This is a genomic window from Paenarthrobacter sp. R1 (assembly GCF_030264015.1).
Lineage (GTDB): Bacteria > Actinomycetota > Actinomycetes > Actinomycetales > Micrococcaceae > Arthrobacter > Arthrobacter ureafaciens.
The window spans coordinates 3,885,412-3,906,003 of the sequence record NZ_CP127115.1; the positions used below are offsets into that span (position 1 = coordinate 3,885,412).

The 20,592-nt window shown below is 64.2% G+C and carries 18 protein-coding genes; 15 read left to right on the top strand and 3 right to left on the bottom strand.

Annotated features, from left to right (window positions below):
* The first annotated feature begins 56 nt into the window (after positions 1 to 56).
* From QN084_RS18530 to QN084_RS18540, 3 genes are read left to right on the top strand one after another with little or no spacing between them, the layout of a single operon-like run.
* Positions 57 to 1,715, top strand: coding sequence for a type 2 periplasmic-binding domain-containing protein (locus tag QN084_RS18530; RefSeq protein WP_069696417.1), 1,659 nt, complete (start codon positions 57 to 59; stop codon positions 1,713 to 1,715).
* A gap of 53 nt (positions 1,716 to 1,768) precedes the next feature.
* Complete coding sequence (locus tag QN084_RS18535) at positions 1,769 to 2,812, top strand: LacI family DNA-binding transcriptional regulator (protein ID WP_069696418.1); 1,044 nt, start codon at positions 1,769 to 1,771, stop codon at positions 2,810 to 2,812.
* A 26-nt stretch (positions 2,813 to 2,838) separates the two neighbouring features.
* Positions 2,839 to 4,041: a Gfo/Idh/MocA family protein gene (locus tag QN084_RS18540; protein WP_069696419.1), complete on the top strand. Its 1,203-nt coding sequence runs from the start codon at positions 2,839 to 2,841 to the stop codon at positions 4,039 to 4,041.
* Here QN084_RS18540 and QN084_RS18545 read toward each other — a convergent pair.
* Positions 4,030 to 4,959: a LysR family transcriptional regulator gene (locus tag QN084_RS18545; protein ID WP_021471367.1), complete on the bottom strand. Its 930-nt coding sequence runs from the start codon at positions 4,957 to 4,959 to the stop codon at positions 4,030 to 4,032. The two genes, QN084_RS18540 and QN084_RS18545, sit on opposite strands and share 12 nt — an antisense overlap.
* A 108-nt stretch (positions 4,960 to 5,067) precedes the next feature.
* Between QN084_RS18545 and tdh the strand changes: the two genes are divergently transcribed.
* The 3 genes from tdh (at position 5,068) to QN084_RS18560 (ending at position 8,767) form a co-directional block, all read left to right on the top strand.
* Complete coding sequence (gene tdh / locus QN084_RS18550) at positions 5,068 to 6,114, top strand: L-threonine 3-dehydrogenase (protein ID WP_021471366.1); 1,047 nt, start codon at positions 5,068 to 5,070, stop codon at positions 6,112 to 6,114.
* Positions 6,115 to 6,157: 43 nt separating this feature from the next.
* Positions 6,158 to 7,357 (top strand): glycine C-acetyltransferase, encoded by a 1,200-nt coding sequence (locus QN084_RS18555; protein WP_069696420.1) that lies wholly within the window; start codon positions 6,158 to 6,160, stop codon positions 7,355 to 7,357.
* Between the two features lie 214 nt (positions 7,358 to 7,571).
* A protein-coding gene (locus QN084_RS18560; RefSeq protein ID WP_259362723.1) for an IS3 family transposase occupies positions 7,572 to 8,767 on the top strand; the annotation gives its coding sequence in 2 pieces (ribosomal slippage) (positions 7,572 to 7,839 and positions 7,839 to 8,767; 1,197 coding nt in all).
* A 61-nt stretch (positions 8,768 to 8,828) separates the two neighbouring features.
* On the opposite strand, the gene QN084_RS18565 is transcribed toward QN084_RS18560, so the two are convergent.
* Positions 8,829 to 10,067 (bottom strand): IS256 family transposase, encoded by a 1,239-nt coding sequence (locus QN084_RS18565; protein ID WP_168529793.1) that lies wholly within the window; start codon positions 10,065 to 10,067, stop codon positions 8,829 to 8,831.
* Between the two features lie 337 nt (positions 10,068 to 10,404).
* Here QN084_RS18565 and QN084_RS18570 point away from each other — a divergent pair, with 337 nt between their 5' ends.
* From QN084_RS18570 to QN084_RS18605, 8 genes are all read left to right on the top strand, one after another.
* A complete protein-coding gene (locus QN084_RS18570) occupies positions 10,405 to 11,490 on the top strand; it encodes an NAD(P)/FAD-dependent oxidoreductase (protein ID WP_069694470.1) in 1,086 nt (361 codons plus the stop codon).
* Positions 11,491 to 11,501: 11 nt separating this feature from the next.
* The gene (hutI, locus tag QN084_RS18575; protein WP_069694471.1) at positions 11,502 to 12,731 is read left to right on the top strand and encodes an imidazolonepropionase; all 1,230 of its coding nucleotides are present in this window, start codon (positions 11,502 to 11,504) and stop codon (positions 12,729 to 12,731) included.
* A gap of 202 nt (positions 12,732 to 12,933) precedes the next feature.
* Positions 12,934 to 13,851 (top strand): SIS domain-containing protein, encoded by a 918-nt coding sequence (locus QN084_RS18580; protein ID WP_062095872.1) that lies wholly within the window; start codon positions 12,934 to 12,936, stop codon positions 13,849 to 13,851.
* Between the two features lie 10 nt (positions 13,852 to 13,861).
* Positions 13,862 to 14,785, top strand: a complete 924-nt coding sequence (locus QN084_RS18585) for an ROK family protein (protein WP_069694472.1) — start codon at positions 13,862 to 13,864, stop codon at positions 14,783 to 14,785.
* A complete protein-coding gene (locus tag QN084_RS18590; RefSeq protein WP_069694473.1) occupies positions 14,782 to 15,750 on the top strand; it encodes a 1-phosphofructokinase family hexose kinase in 969 nt (322 codons plus the stop codon). The genes QN084_RS18585 and QN084_RS18590 overlap by 4 nt, the downstream gene beginning before the upstream one ends.
* Positions 15,732 to 16,586: a class II fructose-bisphosphate aldolase gene (locus QN084_RS18595; RefSeq protein ID WP_069694474.1), complete on the top strand. Its 855-nt coding sequence runs from the start codon at positions 15,732 to 15,734 to the stop codon at positions 16,584 to 16,586. The genes QN084_RS18590 and QN084_RS18595 overlap by 19 nt, the downstream gene beginning before the upstream one ends.
* 21 nt (positions 16,587 to 16,607) lie before the next feature.
* A complete protein-coding gene (locus tag QN084_RS18600) occupies positions 16,608 to 17,408 on the top strand; it encodes a DeoR/GlpR family DNA-binding transcription regulator (RefSeq protein WP_062095880.1) in 801 nt (266 codons plus the stop codon).
* 43 nt (positions 17,409 to 17,451) lie between these two features.
* A complete protein-coding gene (locus QN084_RS18605; RefSeq protein ID WP_069694475.1) occupies positions 17,452 to 18,207 on the top strand; it encodes a CPBP family intramembrane glutamic endopeptidase in 756 nt (251 codons plus the stop codon).
* Positions 18,208 to 18,340: 133 nt separating this feature from the next.
* Here the strand turns inward: QN084_RS18605 and QN084_RS18610 are convergent, their stop codons facing one another.
* A complete protein-coding gene (locus QN084_RS18610) occupies positions 18,341 to 18,979 on the bottom strand; it encodes a VOC family protein (protein WP_021472547.1) in 639 nt (212 codons plus the stop codon).
* Between the two features lie 236 nt (positions 18,980 to 19,215).
* On the opposite strand from QN084_RS18610, the gene QN084_RS18615 reads away from it, so the two are divergent.
* Positions 19,216 to 20,532 carry a bifunctional o-acetylhomoserine/o-acetylserine sulfhydrylase gene (locus QN084_RS18615; protein WP_062095884.1) on the top strand — a complete coding sequence of 439 codons (1,317 nt, stop codon included), beginning with the start codon at positions 19,216 to 19,218 and terminating at the stop codon, positions 20,530 to 20,532.
* The last annotated feature ends 60 nt before the right edge of the window (positions 20,533 to 20,592 follow it).

The window sequence follows — 20,592 nt, forward strand, 5'->3', positions numbered from 1 at the left end:
AAGCACTTCAATCACGCATATCAGCTATGAAGCAAGTAACCAGAAAGGGTTATGCCATGACCAGCACTACCTCTCAGGCTGGATTCAGCCGCCGCGGTTTCCTTGGCCTCGCCGGGCTGGCCGTCACCGCCGCAGGCTTGTCCGCCTGCGGTGGCGGCGGGGCCGCAGGCAACGGAGGCGCCGCCGCCTCCGCGTCGGTCACGTTGCCCACGTACAAGGAATTCACCGGCGTCACTCCGGATATCGCCGGTAACGCAAAGGGCCTCCAAGCCGCCTACTTCAAGCTGCCCACCGCCGTGCAGTCCGTGAAGGCGCCGCCGCTCAAAGGCAAAGTCACCGGCCTGACGGAAACCTTCGAAACCATGAGCCCCGGCCTGAAGGACAATCCCTTCTGGCAGCGGCTCAATGCCAAGCTCGGCGGCGACCTGGAGCTTCAGATTGCCGAAGACATTGGCGACGGCTATCCGGCCAAGTTCGCCACGGTGCTTGCCAGCAATGATCTTCCGGACATGATGTGGGTTCCGCCGAACCAGGGTATCCCCAACGTTGGCCCGATGCTCGAGGCCAAGTTCCAGGACCTGACCCCGTACCTTTCCGGTGACTCCGTCCTTGAGTACCCCAACCTTGCCGCACTGAAGCCCGATTCCTGGAAGACCGCCGTCGTGAACGGCAAGATCTGGGGAGCTCCCATCCCGAGTACCCCCTTCGGGCAGGTCTACGCGGGCAACCATGACGTGTGGGCGCAGGTGGGTGGCTTCGAAGCTGCCAACGCCGAGGAATTCCTGGAGAAGGCCAAGGAGTTGACCCGTCCCGGTGAACAGAAATACGCGCTGGAACCTGCCTACATTAACGCCCTCCACATGGTCACTGAGTGGTTTGGTGCGCCGAACAGTTGGGCCGTCAATAAAGACCGCACGCTGACCCATCTGTATGAAACCGACGAATACATGGCGGGCGTGGAGTTCACGGCCAAGATGTTCGCGGCCGGTGTCTTCTACCCGGATGCCAAGGCCTCGGACATCCGCACGCGGGTGGCCAACGGCAGCGTTGCCGCGCAGGTGCTGGTGGGCCCGCACGATATCCGCAGCTACCGCGCCCTGAACAAGAGCGCGAAATTCGACATCCTGATCCCGTTCAGTGCCGACGGCAAGGTCAAGCCCGTCTACGACATGGGCTATGGAACGGTGGGCTTCACCCCGTTCAAGAAGGCTGAGGAGGGAAAGATCCGTGAGTTGCTGGCGCTGATGAACTACCTGTCGGCGCCGTTCGGCACGGTGGAGTACATGCAGAAGAACTTCGGCGAGCTTGGCCAGGATTACACCCTTGATGCCTCAGGGAATCCTGCATTGACGGAGGCAGGAGCTATCAATGCACCCGGTTTGGTGTCGGCGTTGAACATCATGTCCAGCCCCGAGAACGTCATTTTCAACCCCGGGTTCGACGACGACACCCGGTACGTCAGCCGGCAGGAAGAGAAACTGCTCGAGTTTGCCTGGCGCAACCCCACCAACGGCTCCTACTCGGACACCAACGCGAAGGTGGGTGCCAAGATCACCAAGCAGCTGCGCGACAAGGTGGTGGATATCATCACCGGCCGCGCAAAGATCGACGAACTCAAGGACGCGGTCAAGCGCTGGAAGAGCGAAGGGGGCGACAAGATGCGCGATGAGTACCAGGCCGCGTTGGACACCAACGCGCCTGTCTTCAGGAGCTAGCCTCAAACCAACAACGAAACCACTCGGACGCGAAGAACACAGCAAGGGGAACCATGGCAAAAGCGGGCACCACAGGAGTCAGGCCCACCATCCGCATGGTGGCCGAACTCGCGGGCGTTTCCACAGCCACGGTTTCCTATGTGCTGTCCGGTCGCCGCGGTGAGGGCGGACCCGGGGTGTCGGATGCGACGGCGGACAAGGTCAAGGCGGTAGCCGAGCGGCTCGGCTACCGCCCCAACCAGGCTGCCCGGGCCATTCGGACGGGCCGGACAAATACGGTGATCCTGTCCCTGACCATGCTCTCCGACCCTTGGTCGCTGTCGGTCATCGAGGCCGTTCAGAAAGCGTCAGCTCCACTGGGCATCACGCCGATGATCTTGGGTGACGCCGACTGGGTCAAGGTTCTGGGCACGCACAATGCCGATGCGGTCTTCGTGGACGCAGTCCGTCCTGAGCAGCGGGAAGCCCTGCTCCGGCTCGCCGGGCACGGCACCACGCTGGTGGTCTTTGACGAGGAGTTGCCCGCGGAGGGCTTCGATGTCATCCGTTCCATCGCCGGACCAGGCTGCCGCATGGCCGTGGAGCATCTGCTCCACGGCCATCGGCGGATTGCCTGCCTGACCCCGGCATCAGCGGGAGGCAAGACCGGCGGGACCAGATACCAGGCCTACTCGTCCGCTTTGGCTGCGGCGAAGATCCCGGAAAGAGACGATTACGTCGGCCTGTTCGACGGCACCACCGCCGGAGCCTACGCTGCGGCAACACGGCTGCTCAGCATGCCGGACCGGCCCACAGCCATTTACGCCACCACGGATTACGCCGCGGTCAGCGCCATCAACGCGGCCCAACGCCTGGGCCTCGCCGTGGGCACAGACGTGGACATCGTCGGTGTGGGCAACACAGTGGAAGGCGAACGGATGTCGCCCTCGCTGAGCACTGTGGGCCCCGTTGACTTCTTCGACAAACTCGCCCGGCTGCTCCTGCGGCGGGCAACCGGTCACGCCGCCCCGGAGGCACCCGGAGTCCTCGACTTCCCCTGGCACTTGTTCGTGCGCGAATCGGCGCCGCACCGAAATGCCGAAACCAGACTCAACTAAAACAGCAGAAGGAAAAATTACACGCCATGGAAAAGGATTTGAAGGTCGGCATCGTGGGTTTCGGCTTGCGTTCAGGGCTGTGGAAGCACGCCCACAAGCCGGGCCAAGGCTCCGAAGTCACCGTTGTTTGCGACCTCAGTGAACGTGGCCGGGCAGACGCCGCCGGCAGCATCCCGACGGCCCGCATCACCGGAGATCTGGAGGAACTGCTGGACAGCGGGATCGACGCCGTCCTCGTCCTGACCCCCGACAACCAGCACGCGGCCGTCGCCGTCCGAACGCTTAAGGCGGGCATCCCCACTTTCTGCGAGAAACCCCTGGACATCACGGTGGACGCTGCGGACCTGATCCTGAAGACGGCCTTTAAAACCGGAACCCGCTTGTACGTAGGCCACAACATGCGCCACATGCCTGTGGTGGTCCAGATGCGCAACCTGATCGAGGATGGCAGGATCGGCGACGTCAAAGCGGTCTGGTGCCGCCACTTCGTGGGCCACGGGGGAGACTTCTACTTCAAGGACTGGCACGCCCAGCGCGCCAACGTCACGTCCCTTCTCCTCCAAAAAGGTGCCCACGACATTGATGTCATCCACTGGCTGGCCGGCGGATACACCAAGCGGGTTGCCGCCGTCGGAGACCTCGCAGTCTATGGTGACGTGGCCAACCGCGGTGATAACACCGGCAAGCGCATGGGGGACTGGTTCTCGATCGACAACTGGCCGCCCACCGAGCAGAAAGACCTGGCGAAGGTCATTGATGTCGAGGACATCTCCATGATGAACATGGTGCTCGACAACGGCGTCCTGGCCAGCTATCAGCAGTGCCATTTCACCCCTGATTACTGGCGAAATTACACGGTTATCGGCACCAAAGGCCGGATCGAGAACTTCGGCGACGGGCCAGGGGAGACCATCAAAGTGTGGACCAGCCGGACCTCCGGCTACGCGGAGCCGGACCAGGTCATCCCCATTCAGGACGGCGAAGGCGGTCACGGCGGTGCGGACCCTCTCCTGATCGGGGAGTTCCTGCGCTTCGCCTCCGAAGGCGGCCGGACCCGGACAAGCCCGGTTGCCGCCCGGCAGGCAGTAGTGGCCGGCATCCTCGCCACGGAATCGCTGCGCAGTGACGGCTCGGCCCGGGAGGTACCGGAGCTCCCGGCCGATTTGGTGGCGTACTTCGACGCCGGCCAGCCCGCTCACCACGCCGTCAACTGCGGTCTACTTGGGTGAGGAGAGCCCGGTCATGACGGTTTGAAGTGACTCGCAAACCGTCATGACCGATTTCCGTTTGAGCGTTTCGGGCCGTGCAAGGATGTCGATTTTGCGGACCGAATTCACGCCCGACAGTGGACGCAGCACCACCCCGGCGTCCAGCACCCGCCGTGCCGTGAACCGCGGCAGCAGACCGATCGCGCCACCGGCAGATACCAGCGCCGCCACGGTCGAATAGTCGTTGATGCGATGCAGCACCTCGGCAGGCCGCCCGCTCACGGCAACGACGGCGGCAAGGACGTCCGCGGGCGAATAGCCATCGCGGCTGGTCACCCACGGTTCATCCACGACGTCGGACGGACCCAGTTGGCGCCGCGAAGCCAGCGGGTGTCCTGCCGGCAAAGCGACATCCAGGGGTTCATCGGCCAGCGGAATAACAGCAACTTTGTCTTCGGGCCATGGCGGGCTGTTGTCCATGCGGTGGGCGAGGACCAGGTCGTAGCGCGCTGCCAACCCCGGGAAATCCTCCTGGGCCACGTCCTCGTCTGCGAGGCGCAGGCGGGGTGACTTCCCGCCGTCGGACTCTGTTTTCGAAGCCAGCAGCGCTGCCAGGGGAGCGAACAGCGCCTGCCCGGCGCTATGGAAGGCGCTGACGCTGACGGGCGCGTCCGGGGCGTCGTGGTAGGCGCCAATCGCCGCCCGCGCATCCGCCATGGCGTTGACGACGGCGGCGCCCGCCTCGGCGAGGACGCGGCCGGCGTCGGTCAGCACCAGGGCGCGGCCCTCCTTGCGCGTCAGCGGCACGTCGACTGATTTCTGCAGCAGCGCGAGCTGTTGGGATACGGCTGAGGGCGTCACCATGAGCGTGTCTGCGACGGCCTTGACGCTGCCCAGGTCGCCGAGTTCGCGAAGCATCTGCAGCTGGTGAATTTCCATTAGCAAATCCTAAATCGTTGATTGAGAAGATTCTAATTGTGCTAAATCGTTGGCGAGGCTCTAATAGAAGTCAGCAGCAGCGAAGCAGCCCTGGCAGTGAGGAATTCCATGAAGGCTCTCTACAAATCCGGACCACACGCAGGGTTCGAACTCGTCGAACGTCCAGAGCCCCAGGCGGGTCCCGGCGATGTCAAGATCCGTGTGATGACCACCGGCATCTGCGGCACCGACCTCCACATCCAGAGTTGGGACGCCTGGGCGCAGGGCATCATCGAAACGCCCCTCATCGCCGGCCACGAGTTCTACGGCGAAGTAGTGGAAATCGGCGAGGCCGTCCGCGACGTCAAAGTAGGGGACAGGGTCTCCGGCGAAGGCCACGTGGTGTGCGGAATCTGCCGCAACTGCCGTGCCGGACGCCGCCAGATGTGCATTCATACTGTTTCCGTCGGCGTGCAGCGCGATGGTGCCTTCGCCGAATACGTCGTCATCCCGGAAACCAACGTCTGGGTCCACCACGACGAGTCCGTTACCCCTGAACTCGGCGCCATCTTCGACCCCTTCGGCAACGCAGTACACACCGCGCTGAGCTTCCCCTTGGTGGGCGAGGACGTCCTCATTACCGGTGCCGGGCCCATCGGCCTGATGGCCATCGCCGTCGCCCGCCACGCTGGCGCCCGGAAAATTGCCATCACGGACGTGTCCGCTCCGCGGCTTGAGCTGGCCCGCCGGATGGGCGTGGACCTCGCCGTCGATGTTTCCAAGATGCGCGTCCGTGAAGCGCAGCAGGAACTGGGCATGCGCGAAGGCTTCGACATCGGACTCGAAATGTCCGGACACCCCACGGCACTGCCTGAGATGATCGACAACATGAACCACGGCGGACGCATCGCCATGCTTGGCCTTCCGAGCCAATCCATCGACATCGACTGGGGCAAGGTTGTCACCCACATGCTCACCCTCAAGGGCATTTACGGCCGTGAAATGTTCGAGACCTGGTACGCGATGAGCGCCATGCTCTCTTCCAACCCCGTACTTCACCGCAGCATCTCCGCCGTCGTCACGGACAAGCTGCCCGCCACTGAGTGGGAGAAGGGCTTCGAGATCGCCCGCAACGGTGTGGGCGGCAAAGTGGTCCTTGACTGGACTGAACTGTAACCGCCCCGCACCGCATTCGACCCCGGAAAGACTGAGGAGCACCATGTATTCAGCCATCAAAGACCAACTTCAGGCCGAACTGGACGAGATCCGGAGTGCCGGACTCTTCAAGACCGAACGCCACATCGATTCGTCGCAGGCCAGCCACATCGCAGCGGGCCAGCTGGGGCAGCCGGCCAACCAGGTCCTGAACTTCTGCGCCAACAACTACCTGGGCCTGGCCGACCACCCGGACATCATTGCCGCGGCCAAGTCGGCAATGGACGAGCGCGGCTTCGGCATGGCTTCCGTACGGTTCATTTGCGGAACCCAGGACCTTCACCTGGAACTCGAGGCCCGTGTTTCGCAGTTCCTGGGCACCGAGGACACCATCCTCTTCTCCAGCTGCTTCGACGCCAACGGCGGCGTCTTCGAGTCCCTGTTCGGGCCGGACGATGCCATCATTTCCGACTCCCTGAACCACGCGTCCATCATCGACGGCATCCGCCTCAGCAAGGCCAAGCGCTTCCGCTACGCCAACCGGGACATGGCTGATCTCGAAGCCAAGCTGCTGGAAGCCTCCGGTTCGCGACGGAAGATCATCGTCACCGACGGGGTGTTCTCCATGGACGGCTACCTCGCCCCTCTCGAGGCCATCTGCGACCTCGCCGAGAAGCATGACGCGCTGGTCATGGTGGATGACTCCCACGCAGTCGGCTTCATGGGCCCCATTGGTGCCGGCACGCCGGAGCACGCCGGGGTTTCCGGGCGCGTGGATATCTACACGGGCACGTTCGGCAAGGCACTGGGTGGCGCCTCCGGTGGTTACGTTTCCGGCCGCGGCGAAATCGTGGCGATGCTCCGTCAAAAGGCACGCCCCTACCTGTTCTCCAACTCGCTTGCCCCGGCGATCGTTGCGGCAACCATCAAAGCGATCGAGCTCGTCCAGGGCTCGGGGGAGCTGCGCACCAAGCTCTTCGAAAACGCCGCGCTGTTCCGCCGCCGGATGAGCGAGGAAGGCTTCGAGCTGCTCGACGGCGAACACGCCATTATCCCGGTCATGTTCGGCGACGCCGTGGTCGCGGCCCGGATTGCCGACGAGATGCTCAACAACGGCGTTTTCGTGACTGCCTTCAGTTACCCCGTGGTGCCCAAGGGGGCCGCCCGCATCCGCGTCCAGCTTTCTGCCGCCCACAGCGCGGACGACGTCGAGGCCTGCGTTCAGGCGTTCGTCAAGAGTCGCGCCGCGGTCGCTGTCGCCTAAACGCCCCACCCGTCCCTCTATCACTTCCCGCCCCCTTTTTGGCGTTCCTCTATCACTTCCCGCCCCCTTTTTGGCGTCCCTCTGTCAGGTCCCGTCGCTCTTTTGGCGTCCCTCTGTCACTTCCCGTCGCTCCCAACTTTCTTCAGTGGGGTTAGCCTCTGTTGGTGGACACCTGAAGTAGCGGGATCCTGGGATTCTGCGGGAAGGTGTTCTTGTGAGCACGACACGACGTAAATTCACTCCGGAGTATCGGCGGGAGGCTGCACGGCTCGTTATCGATACCGGCAGGCCGGTAGCGCCGGTGGCTAGGGAACTCGGGCTTGGAGAGCAGATGTTGGGCCGGTGGGTGGCTCAGGAACGGGCACGTCTGGCGGCCCCGGAAGAGGTCGCGGCGGCCGAGACAGAGAAGTCGGAGTTGGAGCGGTTGCGCCGGGAAAACGCGCAGTTGCGGATGGATAACGAGTTCCTGGGAAAAGCCGCAGCCTTCTTCGCCTCCAAGCAGCAGAATCGGAATGCTTCGAACTGATGGAGGCCGAGAAGGCTAACTACTCGATCCAGCGGATGGCCAGACTGCTGGGCGTGTCACGATCGGGGTTTTACGCTTGGCGGCGGAGGACCTCCGTGAGGTCACTGCGGACGGTGGTCCGGGCTGAACTGGATGCAAAAGTCCGGCGGGTTCATCAGGATTCGACCGGAGTCTATGGGGCGCCGCGGGTCCGGGCAGCGCTGGCCAGGAACGGGACCGGCGTTGACCGGAAGACCGTCGCGGCCTCGATGCGTCGGCAGGGTCTGGAAGGGATCTCGCCGCGCCGGTTCCGGCCCGTGGCCCCGATCGGTGAGGGGCGGGTCCATTCGATCCCGGATCTGGTGGCCAGGAAATGGGACACCGGTGTGCTGGACGCGGTCTGGATCTCGGATATCACTTATCTTCGTACCGGTGAGGGCTGGGTGTACTTGTGCGCAGTCAGGGACGGTTGCTCGAGGCGGGTGATCGGCTGGGCAATGGACTCTACCCAGTCCAGCGCTCTGGTCGAACGGGCCCTGCGCATGGCCTTCATTCTGCGCGGCGGCGGCCCGGCCGGGGTCGTCTTCCACGCCGACCGGGGCACCCAGTACACCTCCACCCAGCTCAATGACGTCTGTACCGGGCTTGGTATCCGCCAGTCCGTTGGGAGGACGGGCGTGTGTTGGGACAACGCGATGCAGGAATCGTTCTGGTCCACCCTGAAAGCGGAGTTCTACGACCGGCGCCGGTGGGCAACCAGACAGGACGCCATCCGGGCCACCGGCCGCTGGATCGAGGAGTTCTATAACCGCACCCGCCTCCATTCAGCACTGGGCTATAACACCCCCGTGGAGCACGAACTGCTGCTCACCACGGACCAACCTCAGCCGGCACAAGCCGCCTGACCAACTGTCCACAGCTTGCGGGGGGTGTGTCCGATAAACGGTGGATCTGGTTTGGCGTTCATTAGTTGATTCGGCCTTCGAATGCGATCGCGAACGCGTTCAGCGCCGGCTTCCATCTCGTCGCCCAGCGTGCCCTGCCGCGCCCGGTCGGGTCAAGCGAGCGGGTCACGAGGTAGAGGCATTTCAGCGCGGCGGCGTCGTTCGGGAAGTGCCCGCGCGCCCGGACTGCTCTGCGGTACCGGGCGTTGAGTGACTCGATCGCGTTCGTGCTGCAGATGATCCGGCGGATTTCCACGTCCCAGTCCAGGAACGGCACGAACTCGGACCAGGCGTTCTGCCAGAGCTTGCTGATCGCCGGATACTGTTGACCCCATTTCGCGTCGAACTCCACGAATCGCTCACGAGCGGCCGCTTCGGTCGGCGCCGTGTAGACAGGACGCAGGTCCTTGCCCATCTCTTCCCAGTAGTGGCGGGACGCGAACCGGAACGTGTTGCGGATCAGATGGATGATGCAGGTCTGCACCGTCGCGAGCGGCCAGGCGGTGTTGATCGATTCCGGCAGACCCTTCAGCCCGTCACAGACGACGATGCACACGTCCTCGGCGCCACGGTTCTTGATCTCCGTCAACACGCCGAGCCAGAACTTCGCCCCCTCCCCGCCATCGCCGGCCCAGATCCCGAGGATGTCGCGCTCCCCGTTCACAGTAACGCCCACGGCGATATAGAACGGCTTGTTCCGCACCTGGCCGTCTCGGACCTTCACCACCAGAGCATCGATGAACACCACCGGGTAGACGCGATCCAGCGGACGGTTCTGCCATTCGGTCATCTCCTCGATGACCTTGTCGGTGATCCTCGAGATCGTGTCCTTCGACACCGACGCCCCGTAGACATCGTCGAAGTGCGCCGCGACCTCGCCGGTCGTCAGCCCCCGCGCGGTCAACGACAGCACGATCTCATCGACGCCGGTCAGGCGCCGCTGCCGCTTCTTGACGATCTTCGGTTCGAACGACCCCTCACGGTCTCTGGGAACGTCGATCTCGACGGGACCGACCTCGGTCAGCACCGTCTTCGATCGGATCCCGTTGCGAGCGTTCTCGGCGATCGTGTTGCCGTGCTTCTCGTAGCCAAGATGCTCGGTCATCTCCGCCTCGAGCGCTGTCTCCAGCACCCGCTTGGTGAGCCCGTTCAGCACCCCGTCGGGGCCGACGAGGTCGACACCCTGTTCCTTCGCCTGCTTCAGCAGCTGCTCCGCGAGCTGCTGCTCATCGATGATCTCTCCCGTCACAGGATCGATCATCTCGATGACATCGGTCATCGCCCTTCCTTTCGGTCAGGCCAGACCAGATCCACCGTTAATCAGACAGTCCCCTTGCGGGCAACCCCATCAGGAGAGTGATAGAGCGACGGGGGTTTTGGGGTGGGATGTGGCAGAGCGTTGGGGGTTTTGGGGTGGGATGTGGCAGAGCGGTGGGGGTTTTGGGGTGGGATGTGGCAGAGCGGTGGGGGTTTTGGGGTGGGATGTGATAGAGCGTTGGGGGTTTTGGGGTGGGATGTGATAGAGCGTTGGGGGTTTTGGGGTGGGATGTGATAGAGCGGTGGGGGTTTTGGGGTGGGATGTGAGAGAGGATGGTCCCATGGCTTCGATTTATGACGTTGTGATCGTTGGCGGCGGAATCGCCGGTTTGTCCCTCGCTTCGGCGCTGGCCGGGAAGTGTTCGGTGGCGCTTCTGGAAGCTGAACAGGAGCTGGCCTTCCATACCTCCTCCAGATCCGCCCGCCAGCTGATTCCCAGCTATGGCCCGCCCGTGGTGCAGGAACTGACCATGCGGACCTTGGAACTCTTGAAGGCCAGGGACGACGACGCCCCGGAACCCGTCCTGACGCCGCGCAGCTTCATGCTGGTGGGCGATGAAGAAACCGTTCGGGCCGAAGCGAGCGGGAACATGACGCCGATTCCGCACGCCGAGGCGCTCGAATTGTGTCCCGTCCTCAAGCCGGGTTCCTTCACTGCAGCCGGACTGGACAGCGGCTCCTTCGGTTGTAATGCCCCGCTGTTGCTCGAGGACCACCGCCAAAAGGCCGAGGCTGCCGGCGTCGACATCATCACCGGCGCGCGGGTCCATTCCGCGCAGCGACTGGGAAGCGGCTGGGAGGTGGGCGCCGGCGTCGAGGCCTTCCAGTCCGCCGTCGTTGTCAATGCCGCGGGTGCATGGGCTGACGAACTGGCCGTCATCAGCGGCGTGGAAAAACTGGGCTTGCAGCCCTACCGCCGGACCGCGGCGATCGTCAACGTGCAGACGCCGCTCGCGCCGCAAACTCCTATGGTGTGCGCCGCGGACGATTCTTTCTACTTCCGCCCGGAAGGTCAGCAGGTTCTCATCTCGCCGTCGGAGCATGTGCCAAGCGGTGCCGAAGATGCCAAACCTTACGCGGGCGACGTGGACAAACTCATCAGCGTGCTGAATTCGGTCACCACCCTGGGCATCCAGGGCACGGACCGATCATGGACCGGCCTCCGGACGGAAGCAGCTGACGGCGTCCCGGTGGTGGGGTTCGACGCCGAGGCCAAAGGTTTCTTCTGGCTTGCCGGCCAGGGCGGGTACGGCTTCCAGACCTCCTCGGCAATAGCCGAGCTGGCCGCCGCCATCATCATGGGGGACAGTCCGGAATCCCGGACAGCTGAACAGTTGGCTGCCGTCCGCTGGTCCATCCGGCGCTGAACAATAGGGACATGAGCCGAACAACCCCAGCCAGCACACTCATCACCAACATCGGGGAGCTGATGACCCAGGACCTGGAACACCGGGTCTTGAAGGACGCAGCCCTGGTGTTCGAAGGCGAGCGGATTTCCTGGATCGGGTCCAGCGCTGCTGCTCCCGCCGCAGATGAAAGGGTCGACGCCGGTGGCCGCGCCGTCCTGCCGGGCTGGGTCGATTCGCACTCCCATCTGGTTTTCGCAGGGGACCGCACAGCGGAGTTCGAAGCCCGGATGTCGGGGGCGAGCTACACCGCGGGCGGGATTGCGGTGACCACGGGCGCCACGCGCAGTGTCAGCGATGCCGAGCTGGCGGGCCTGGTCAGGGAGCGGGTCCACGAGGCCCTCTCTCAAGGGACCACGTACCTCGAAAGCAAGACCGGCTATGGACTGGACGTGGCGAACGAGGAGCGCAGTGCCCGCATCGCGGCGGAGCTGGTGGACGAGGTCACGTATCTTGGCGCGCACCTGGTGCCGGCGGGTGCGGATCCGGAGGAATATACGGACCTGGTGTGCGGAGCAATGCTCGACGCCGTCCTGCCGCATGTCCGTTGGGCGGACGTCTTCTGTGAGCAGGGCGCTTTCAACGAGGACCAGTCCCGGCGCGTCCTCAAGGCCGCCAAGGATGCGGGCTTGGGCTTGCGCGTCCATGGCAATCAGCTGGGCGAAGGGCCGGGGGTGGCGCTGGCCGTCGAGTTCGGCGCCGCGAGCGTGGACCACGTGAACTACCTTTCGGGCGAGGATGTCCTGGCGCTCGCCGAGACGTGGGCCCATTGGAACCCGTCCACCGGTACCGGCACGCGCGGCACAGTGGCTACCTGCCTTCCCGCCTGCGATCTCTCCACACGACAGCCCTTGGCGCCCGGCCGTGAGTTGGTTGACGCGGGCGTGCAGATCGCGCTGGCGGCGAACTGCAACCCCGGCACGTCCTACACCACGTCCATGGCGTTCTGCGTCACCACGGCTGTGCTTCAGATGCGCTTGAGCGTCCACGAAGCGGTCCGGGCGGCGACGTATGGCGGCGCTTTGGCACTTGGCAGGGACTCAGGGAACGACGTCGACGGTCAGCGGGCGGTGGGTTCGCTCGCCGTCGGTCATCGCGCGGATTTGCACATGCTGAAGGCTCCCTCGGCAACGCATCTGGCGTACCGTCCCGGGATTCCGTTGACGCATTCGGTGTGGCGGGCCGGCGTGCAGGCTGTTTGAGGACGATTCAGAAGTACAACAAAGAGGGGCTGTGTTCCGGGTGGAACGCAGCCCCTCTTTTGCTTTCCGGACTGCTGGCCGATGATGCGCACCGAAGGGGCGGTCCCATCCCCGCCAATGATCCTTGTTAGATCGAAAATGATCGTTTAGTGTTTTTATAGATCAGAAAACGTCATTAGATGAGCAGGGGCGGAAACTTACGATGAGCGAGAACATGCTGGGCGCCTTCATGGAAGAAGAGCTGGTTTCCCAGCCCGAGGTCTGGCAGCGTGCCATGGAACAAGCCCGCACCGAGCATTTGCTGCCGGAGGACGGCAAACGGGTCGCCGTCATTGGCTGTGGCACGTCATGGTTCATGGCCCAGAGCTATGCCGCTGCCAGGGAAAGCGCGGGCAAAGGCGTGACGGACGCGTTCGCCGCGTCGGAAGCATTCCTGAACAGCAACAGCCCCGGGCGGAAGTACGACGCTGTTGTGGCCATCACCCGTTCCGGCACCACCACGGAGGTGCTCGGCATTCTGGCTGAGTTGCAGGGGAATGTCCCCACCGTAGCCATCATCGGCGACACCTCCTCGCCGATCGTCGGGCTGGCAGACACCGTGGTGGACCTCCACTACGCCGATGAACGCTCGGTGGTGCAGACCCGCTTCGCCACCACGGCCTTGGTCTACATGCTCACCAGCCTTGGCATCGACGTTCAGCAAGCAATTGATGACGCCTGTGGCGCCGTGGCAGCGCCGGTCTCCCGGGAACTTCTGGATGCAGAGCAATTCACTTTCCTCGGCACCGGTTGGACAGTGGGGCTGGCCCACGAGGCCGGCTTGAAGATGCGCGAAGCAGTGCAGGGGTGGACCGAGTCCTACCCCGCCATGGAGTACCGCCATGGCCCCATCTCCATCGCGGCACCGGGGCGCGTCACGTGGTTGTTCGGTGCCCAGCCGGAAGGCTTGGACAGCGACATGGCCGTCACCGGCGCCCTTTATATCCACACGGACAAGCATCCGCTGGCTGAACTGGTCCGTGTCCATAAGGTCACTTTGGAACGTGCGCGCGTTCGTGGCTTGAATCCGGACCTGCCGCGAAACCTGACGCGCTCCGTTATTCTCGACGCCCCGGCCTAGGCAACCGGTCATGGTTCTCGGAACCGCAGAATCAGCGGTCTTGTGTTTCGACGTCGGCGGGACGGACATCAAGGCCGGCGTGGTGGATGCCAGGGGGCAGGTCCTGGGCATGCGCCGCGTCCCCACGCCGTTGGACCCTGCCCGACCCGGCGAAGCCGTCCTGGACAGGCTTGCTGAGCTAAAAGCCGAGTTGGCATCGGAATTTCCTGAAGCGCCCGCCAAAGCAGCAGGCATCATCGTCCCGGGAATCGTGGACTCCGTAGCGGGGGTGGGAATCTATTCCGCCAACCTTGGATGGCGCAACTTCCCTTTCACGGCCGAAGCCACAAAAAGGCTTGGCATCCCCGTTGCGTTCGATCACGATGTCCGCTCCGCGGCCGCGGTTGAGCACAGCTTTGGCGGATCCAAGGAATTCAACGACGTTGTAGTGATGGTGGTCGGGACAGGGATTGCGGCAGCAGTGTTCTCGGGTGGCAAGGCTGTCACCGCAGGCGGTTTCGCCGGCGAGCTCGGCCACGCCCAGGTTCCGGACCCCGACGCCGCAGGCTCCACCATCCTGGAAGCAGTGGGCTCGGCAGGGGCGATTGCCAAGCGTTACCACCGGGAATCGGGAATCCGGGTGGACGGTGCACGCGGCGTGCTGCTCCGGGCAAACGCCGGAGATGCAGTTGCCGCCCGTGTCTGGGCTGATGCCGTTGATGCCCTGGCCTTCACTATCTGCCAATGCGTGAACATTATTGGAACCGAAGCCGTTGTGGTCGGTGGAGGGCTGGCTGAAGCAGGCGACGACTTGCTCGAGCCACTCCGGAAACGGGTGGACGCCATCCTGGACTTCCAGCGCAGGCCCCAACTCATCCGTGCCCAGCTGGGACAGGACGCCGGTTTGCTCGGTGCCGCACTGAATGCCCGCGCCCTTCTGGGAGGCACCCCATGAAACGAGCCAGCGTGAACCGCATTATTACGGTGACTGCCAATCCGGCCATCGACATGACCTACACCGTGCACGGGATCACCGAGGGTGCCAGCCACCGGGTTCCCACGCCCTTGAGCCGTGCTGGAGGCAAGGGCATCAACGTAGCCCGGGTCGCCCACCAGCTGGGATACCCCGTACTCGCCATTGCACCTACAGGTGGCGCGGCAGGGCAGACACTCGCGGCCGAACTGTGGACCAGCGGTGTTCCGCACACTCTGGTGGCAGTCGCCGCCGAAACCCGCCGCAGCATCGCGCTGGTGGATACGGTCGCGGGGGAGACGTCCATCTTCAACGAGGAAGGCCAGGCCCTTCTGCCGGACGAGTGGCGTTCACTGCGGGTCGCCGTCGTTGAGGCCGTGAGCGGCAACCGCAACCTGCCGGCCTCCGTCCTGGTCGGTTCGGGAAGCCTGCCGCCGGGGGCTCCCGCGGATTTCTACCCGGAGCTGGTGCGACTGGCCCACGACGCCGGCATCCCGGCAATCATCGACACCTCCGGTCCCGGCATCATCGCCGCGGCGAAAGCCGGCGCCGACATCCTTAAGCCCAACCATCATGAACTCGCCGAAGCGACAGGGGAGTCCAGCCTCGAAGCTGCCGCCCTCGCCCTGATCGACGAGGGTGCCCGCACGGTCCTCGTCAGCGCCGGCGCGGACGGCATGCTCGCCTTCGACCACGCCGCCCCGGGCGGATACTGGAGCGCCCGCCTGCCGGAGGCGCTCAGCGGCAACCCCACAGGGGCGGGCGACGCCGGTGTGGCCGCTGCCGCCGTCGCGCTCGCCGAAGGCATCACCGAACCGCGGGAAATCCTCCGCCGGGCCACCGCGTGGTCCGCCGCGGCCGTGCTCATGCCCGCCGCTGGCGAAATCTCGCCGCGGTACCAGGAACTCCAAGACCAACTCATCGTGACATGGAAGGAGGTCCCGTGACCCTGGTCAACACCCGGGAACTCATGAACAGGGCCACCGCCACAGGAACCGGCCAAGGCGCCTTCAACGTCATCCACGTGGAGACGGCGGAGGGGCTGGTGGGAGGCGCGGAGGCGGCGGGAGTTCCGCTCATCCTGCAGATTTCAGAAAACTGCGCCAAGTACCACGGCGGGCTCGAAGCAATCGGTCTGGCAGCACTTGCCATTGCCCGGACTGCCGCGGTTCCCGTTGCGGTCCACCTCGACCACGCTGAATCCGAGGACCTGGCGCTGGAAGCGGTGGATCTTGGGTTCGGTTCGGTGATGTTCGACGGCGCCCATCTCCCTTACGACTGGAACGTGGAAGTCACCAGGCGCGTGGCCGCCTACGCGCACCAACACGGGGTCTACGTAGAGGCAGAGCTGGGTGAGGTAGGAGGCAAGGACGGCGCGCACGCCCCGGGGGTCCGCACCGACCCCGCCGAAGCCGAAGCGTTCGTGGCCGCGACCGGCGTCGACGCCTTGGCCGTGGCGGTGGGCTCCTCACATGCCATGACCGAACGCCGCGCCGTCCTTGACCTGGACCTGATCACCAAACTGAAGTCCGCCGTCGGGAAGCCTTTGGTATTGCATGGCTCCTCCGGCGTCACAGACGGGACGCTCGTAGCGGCTATTGCCGCTGGTATGACTAAGATCAACGTATCCACACATTTGAACGGGTTCTTTACCCGCGCCGTCCGTGAGTACCTCGATGCCAACCCAGCAGTGGTGGATTCCCGAAAGTACATCAAGGCAGGGCGGGACGCCTTGGTGTTGGAATCTGCTCGTATGCTCACGCTGTTCGCCAAGGCGAAATAGCCGGACCGTGAAAGGCTAGTCATGACCCGCACCGACCGGTTGACCGCCATCCTGGACCTCCTGGCCGAGTCCGGCCGGATCGAGGTCGAGGACATCGTGACCCGGCTCGGGGTGTCGCCGGCAACGGCGCGACGGGACCTGGACAGCCTGGCCAAGCAGCGCCTGCTGAGCCGGACCAGGGGCGGGGCGACCACGGGCTCTGTTGCCTATGACCTTCCGGGCCGTTACAACCGTGACGACCACGCCGAGGCCAAGCAGGCGATCGCCCAGGCGGCCTCCGAGCTGATCGGACCCGGCGCCGTCATCGGGCTCAGCGGGGGAACAACCAACACGGCCTTGGCCCAGATCCTCTCCACCAGGGAGGACCTCAACGCCCCCTCCAACCGGCCCACCCTCACGGTGGTCACCAACGCCATCAACATCGCCGCGCAACTGGCAGTGCGGCCCCACATCAAGATCATGGTGACCGGCGGGATCCTCAATCCGCGTTCTTATGAACTCGTGGGACCTTACACGGATGTCATCATGCAGAAAGTGGCCTTGGACATCGCGTTCATCGGCGTCAACGGAGTGGACCCGGAGCTGGGACCCACCATCACCGATGAGGGCGAAGCCATGGTGAATACGGTCATGGCGGGGAGGGCCACGGAGTCCTACGTGCTCGCTGACTCCTCCAAGGTGGGGCACAGGGCCTTTGCCGCGATGGCCGGCTATGAGTTCCGGCACCTCATTACGGACTCCGGGATCAAGCCCGCAGACCGCGCGGCGTTTGAAGCCAAGGGGACCGAGGTCATCGTCGCCGCCACGCACGTTGCGGACTGACAGCTCCCGGGGAAGCAACAGGATCTGAAGGCAAGATAGGAACATGCTCCTAGCCTCACGACGCCGCCTGCGCGCCGAAGTACTCATTGTCCTGGGTCTTTCGCTGGGCCAGTCTGCCGTGTATTCGGTGGTCCAGCTCCTGGACAAGATGACCAGGGCGCCGTTGTCGGAGGCAACCTCGACGCTCAACAGGTCCCAAAGCACGCGCGAGTACTTCGACCTCACCTACCAATTGCTGGACATCCTGTTCGCCCTGGTGCCGGTGGTCCTGGTTTTCTACTTCCTGTCCCTCCAAGCCTCGGGAGGATCAGCATTTGCCCGTCTTGGCTTCAACTTCGCCCGGCCAGGCAAGGATGCGCTGCAAGGCCTCGGCCTGGCAGCGGCCATCGGGATTCCGTCCCTTGGCCTGTATGCCGCAGGCCGGGCGCTGGGCATCACCACGGCGATCATACCCAGCGGCTTGGACACGTACTGGTGGACCGTGCCTGTGCTGGTGCTCTCCGCCATCCGCCACGGGATCGTCGAAGAAGTCATTGTGGTGGGCTACCTGCTGGACCGTTTCGGCAAGTTCGGGTGGAGCACAGCCGCGGCAATCGTGGTCAGCGCGTTGCTGCGGGGCAGCTACCACCTCTACCAAGGGTTCGGTCCGTTCATCGGCAACGTGGTCATGGGCTTGGTGTTCGCGTGGCTTTATACCAAGACCAAGCGCGTGATGCCGCTGGTGATAGCCCACGCGCTGCTGGACATCGTGGCATTCGTCGGCTTCAGCCTCTTTGGGAAGGCCGTGGGGCTGGGCTGACCGGGTAGGCGTAGGGCCGGGAGGCCTGTGGGCATGGAGGCCCGGACCCGCCCCTTAAAGGTATTCGGCCGCCATCGGTGGGTGACGTCATTGGCACCCGCTGATGGCGGCCGAAGTATTGTGTGGAACAGCGTCAGATGGTGACGGCTCCTGCGGCGGTTTCGAAAGTGACGGACATGATGCCGGGGGTTCCGTGCGGTGCCATCCACTGGACGGCGACGTCCTCGAGCGGCTTCTCCACGGGTTCACCCAACCACTCGGTCACGCGCTCTGCGGAACCGGCGATGGTGAGGCTGGACATCTTGACGTCGCTCTCGTAGACCTTGGACGGGTGCAGGGAGGGGTCGCCTTCCCACTTGAGCATGTACGGCACCTGCGGGTCGGCGATCAAGCCGAGGATGCCGATCTGCTGCCACACGAGTTCGCGGCCGTCCGGGAACTTGCGGTTGCCCGGTACTGCGGAGCGGCCGAGGCGTGCTTCGAACGGGGCAAGGTCGTCAACGGCGACGCACCAGCCCATCCATCCACCGCCGGCTGCCGAGCGTGCCCGGACTGCCTGGCCAAAGGGTGCCTTATCCGAAGCGGGGTGGTCCAGGACCTCCACGACTTCAAGGTATTTGCTGTCCGCGAGGGGAATGATCATGTTCCGGGTGCCGAAGCGGGGGTGCACTCCGCCCCGGACTGCGTCCACTCCCAGTGCTGCGGAAATTCGTTCGGTAGTGGCCAGGAGGCCATCTTTTTCACAAGCGTAAGAGACGTGATCCATGCGCATGGCTTCATCTTGGCACTTTGTGATTCGGGTCTCAGCTAAGTCTTGCCTAACTAAGATGGGATGTTACGGCGTGCCCTGAGGCCGGGCACCGTCCCCGGCCCTGTCCCGTCGCGGAAAGACCGAAAAATACTGTCTTCGTCATAAAGGTGGGTAATTCCGTGCCGGCTTCCTAGACTGGCCGCAGTTCCAAGCACTCCCCGTTACTAAACCCATGCGCTACGAAGAGGAGCCACGTCATGTCCCAGGGATGGTCTTTCGAAACCCGCCAGATCCACGCAGGCCAGGAGCCGGATGCTGCAACCGGTGCACGCTCGCTGCCGATTTACCAGACCACTTCCTTCGTGTTCCCCAGTGCGGAGAGTGCCGCCAACCGGTTTGCGCTGGCGGAACTGGCTCCCATCTACACCCGCATTGGCAACCCCACCCAGGACGCAGTGGAACAGCGCATTGCCAGCCTTGAGGGCGGGCTCGGGGCCCTGCTGCTCAGCTCGGGCCAGGCGGCGGAGACCTTCGCGATCCTGAACATCGCCGAGGCCGGTGACCACGTGGTGGCCAGCCCCAGCCTGTACGGCGGAACCTACAACCTCCTGGCGCACACCCTGAAGAAGTTCGGTATTTCCGTGACCTTCGTCGAGGATCCGGACAACCTGGAGCAGTGGCGCAACGCCGTGCAGCCCAACACCAAGCTGTTCTTCGGCGAAGTTGTATCCAACCCCCGCCAGGACGTGCTGGACATCGAAGGCGTCGCCGCGGTTGCCCATGAAGCGGGTGTCCCGCTGATCGTGGACAACACGCTTTCCACGCCCTACCTGATCCGTCCCATCGAGTGGGGTGCGGACATTGTGGTCCACTCGGCCACCAAGTACCTGGGTGGCCATGGTGCTGCCATTGCCGGGGTGATCGTGGATTCCGGAAACTTCGACTTCAGCCAGGACCCGGAGCGCTTCCCGAACTTCAACACTCCCGACCCCAGCTACAACGGCCTGGTCTACGCCCGCGACCTCGGCAAGGACGGCGCCCTCGGCGCCAACCTTTCCTACATCCTGAAGGCCCGCGTCCAGTTGCTGCGCGACCTTGGTTCCGCAGTATCGCCGTTCAACGCCTTCCTTATTGCCCAAGGCCTGGAAACCTTGAGCCTGCGGGTGGAGCGTCACGTGGCCAACGCCACCAAGGTGGCCGAATGGCTTGAAGCCCGTGACGACGTCGAAGCGGTCGCCTATGCGGGCCTGCCGTCCAGCCCCTGGTACGACCGTGGCCGCAAGTACGGTCCCCGTGGCACGGGGGCCGTTGTTGCTTTTACCATCAAGGGTGGCGTCGAAGCCGGCAAGCGCTTCGTCGATGCCTTGGAACTGCACTCCCATGTGGCAAACATCGGTGATGTCCGTTCCCTGGTCATCCACCCGGCGTCGACCACCCACAGCCAGCTGACCGCGGAACAGCAGGCCGTTGCCGGAGTAAACCCGGGCCTCGTCCGCCTGTCCGTGGGAATCGAGCACATCGATGACATCATTGCCGACCTCGAGGCCGGATTCCGCGCGGCAAAGGGTGCCTGAACCCGCCTGACGTGCGTCGCGGCGGGCCGCCCGGATTGAGGATTCTTCGCCGGGCGGCCC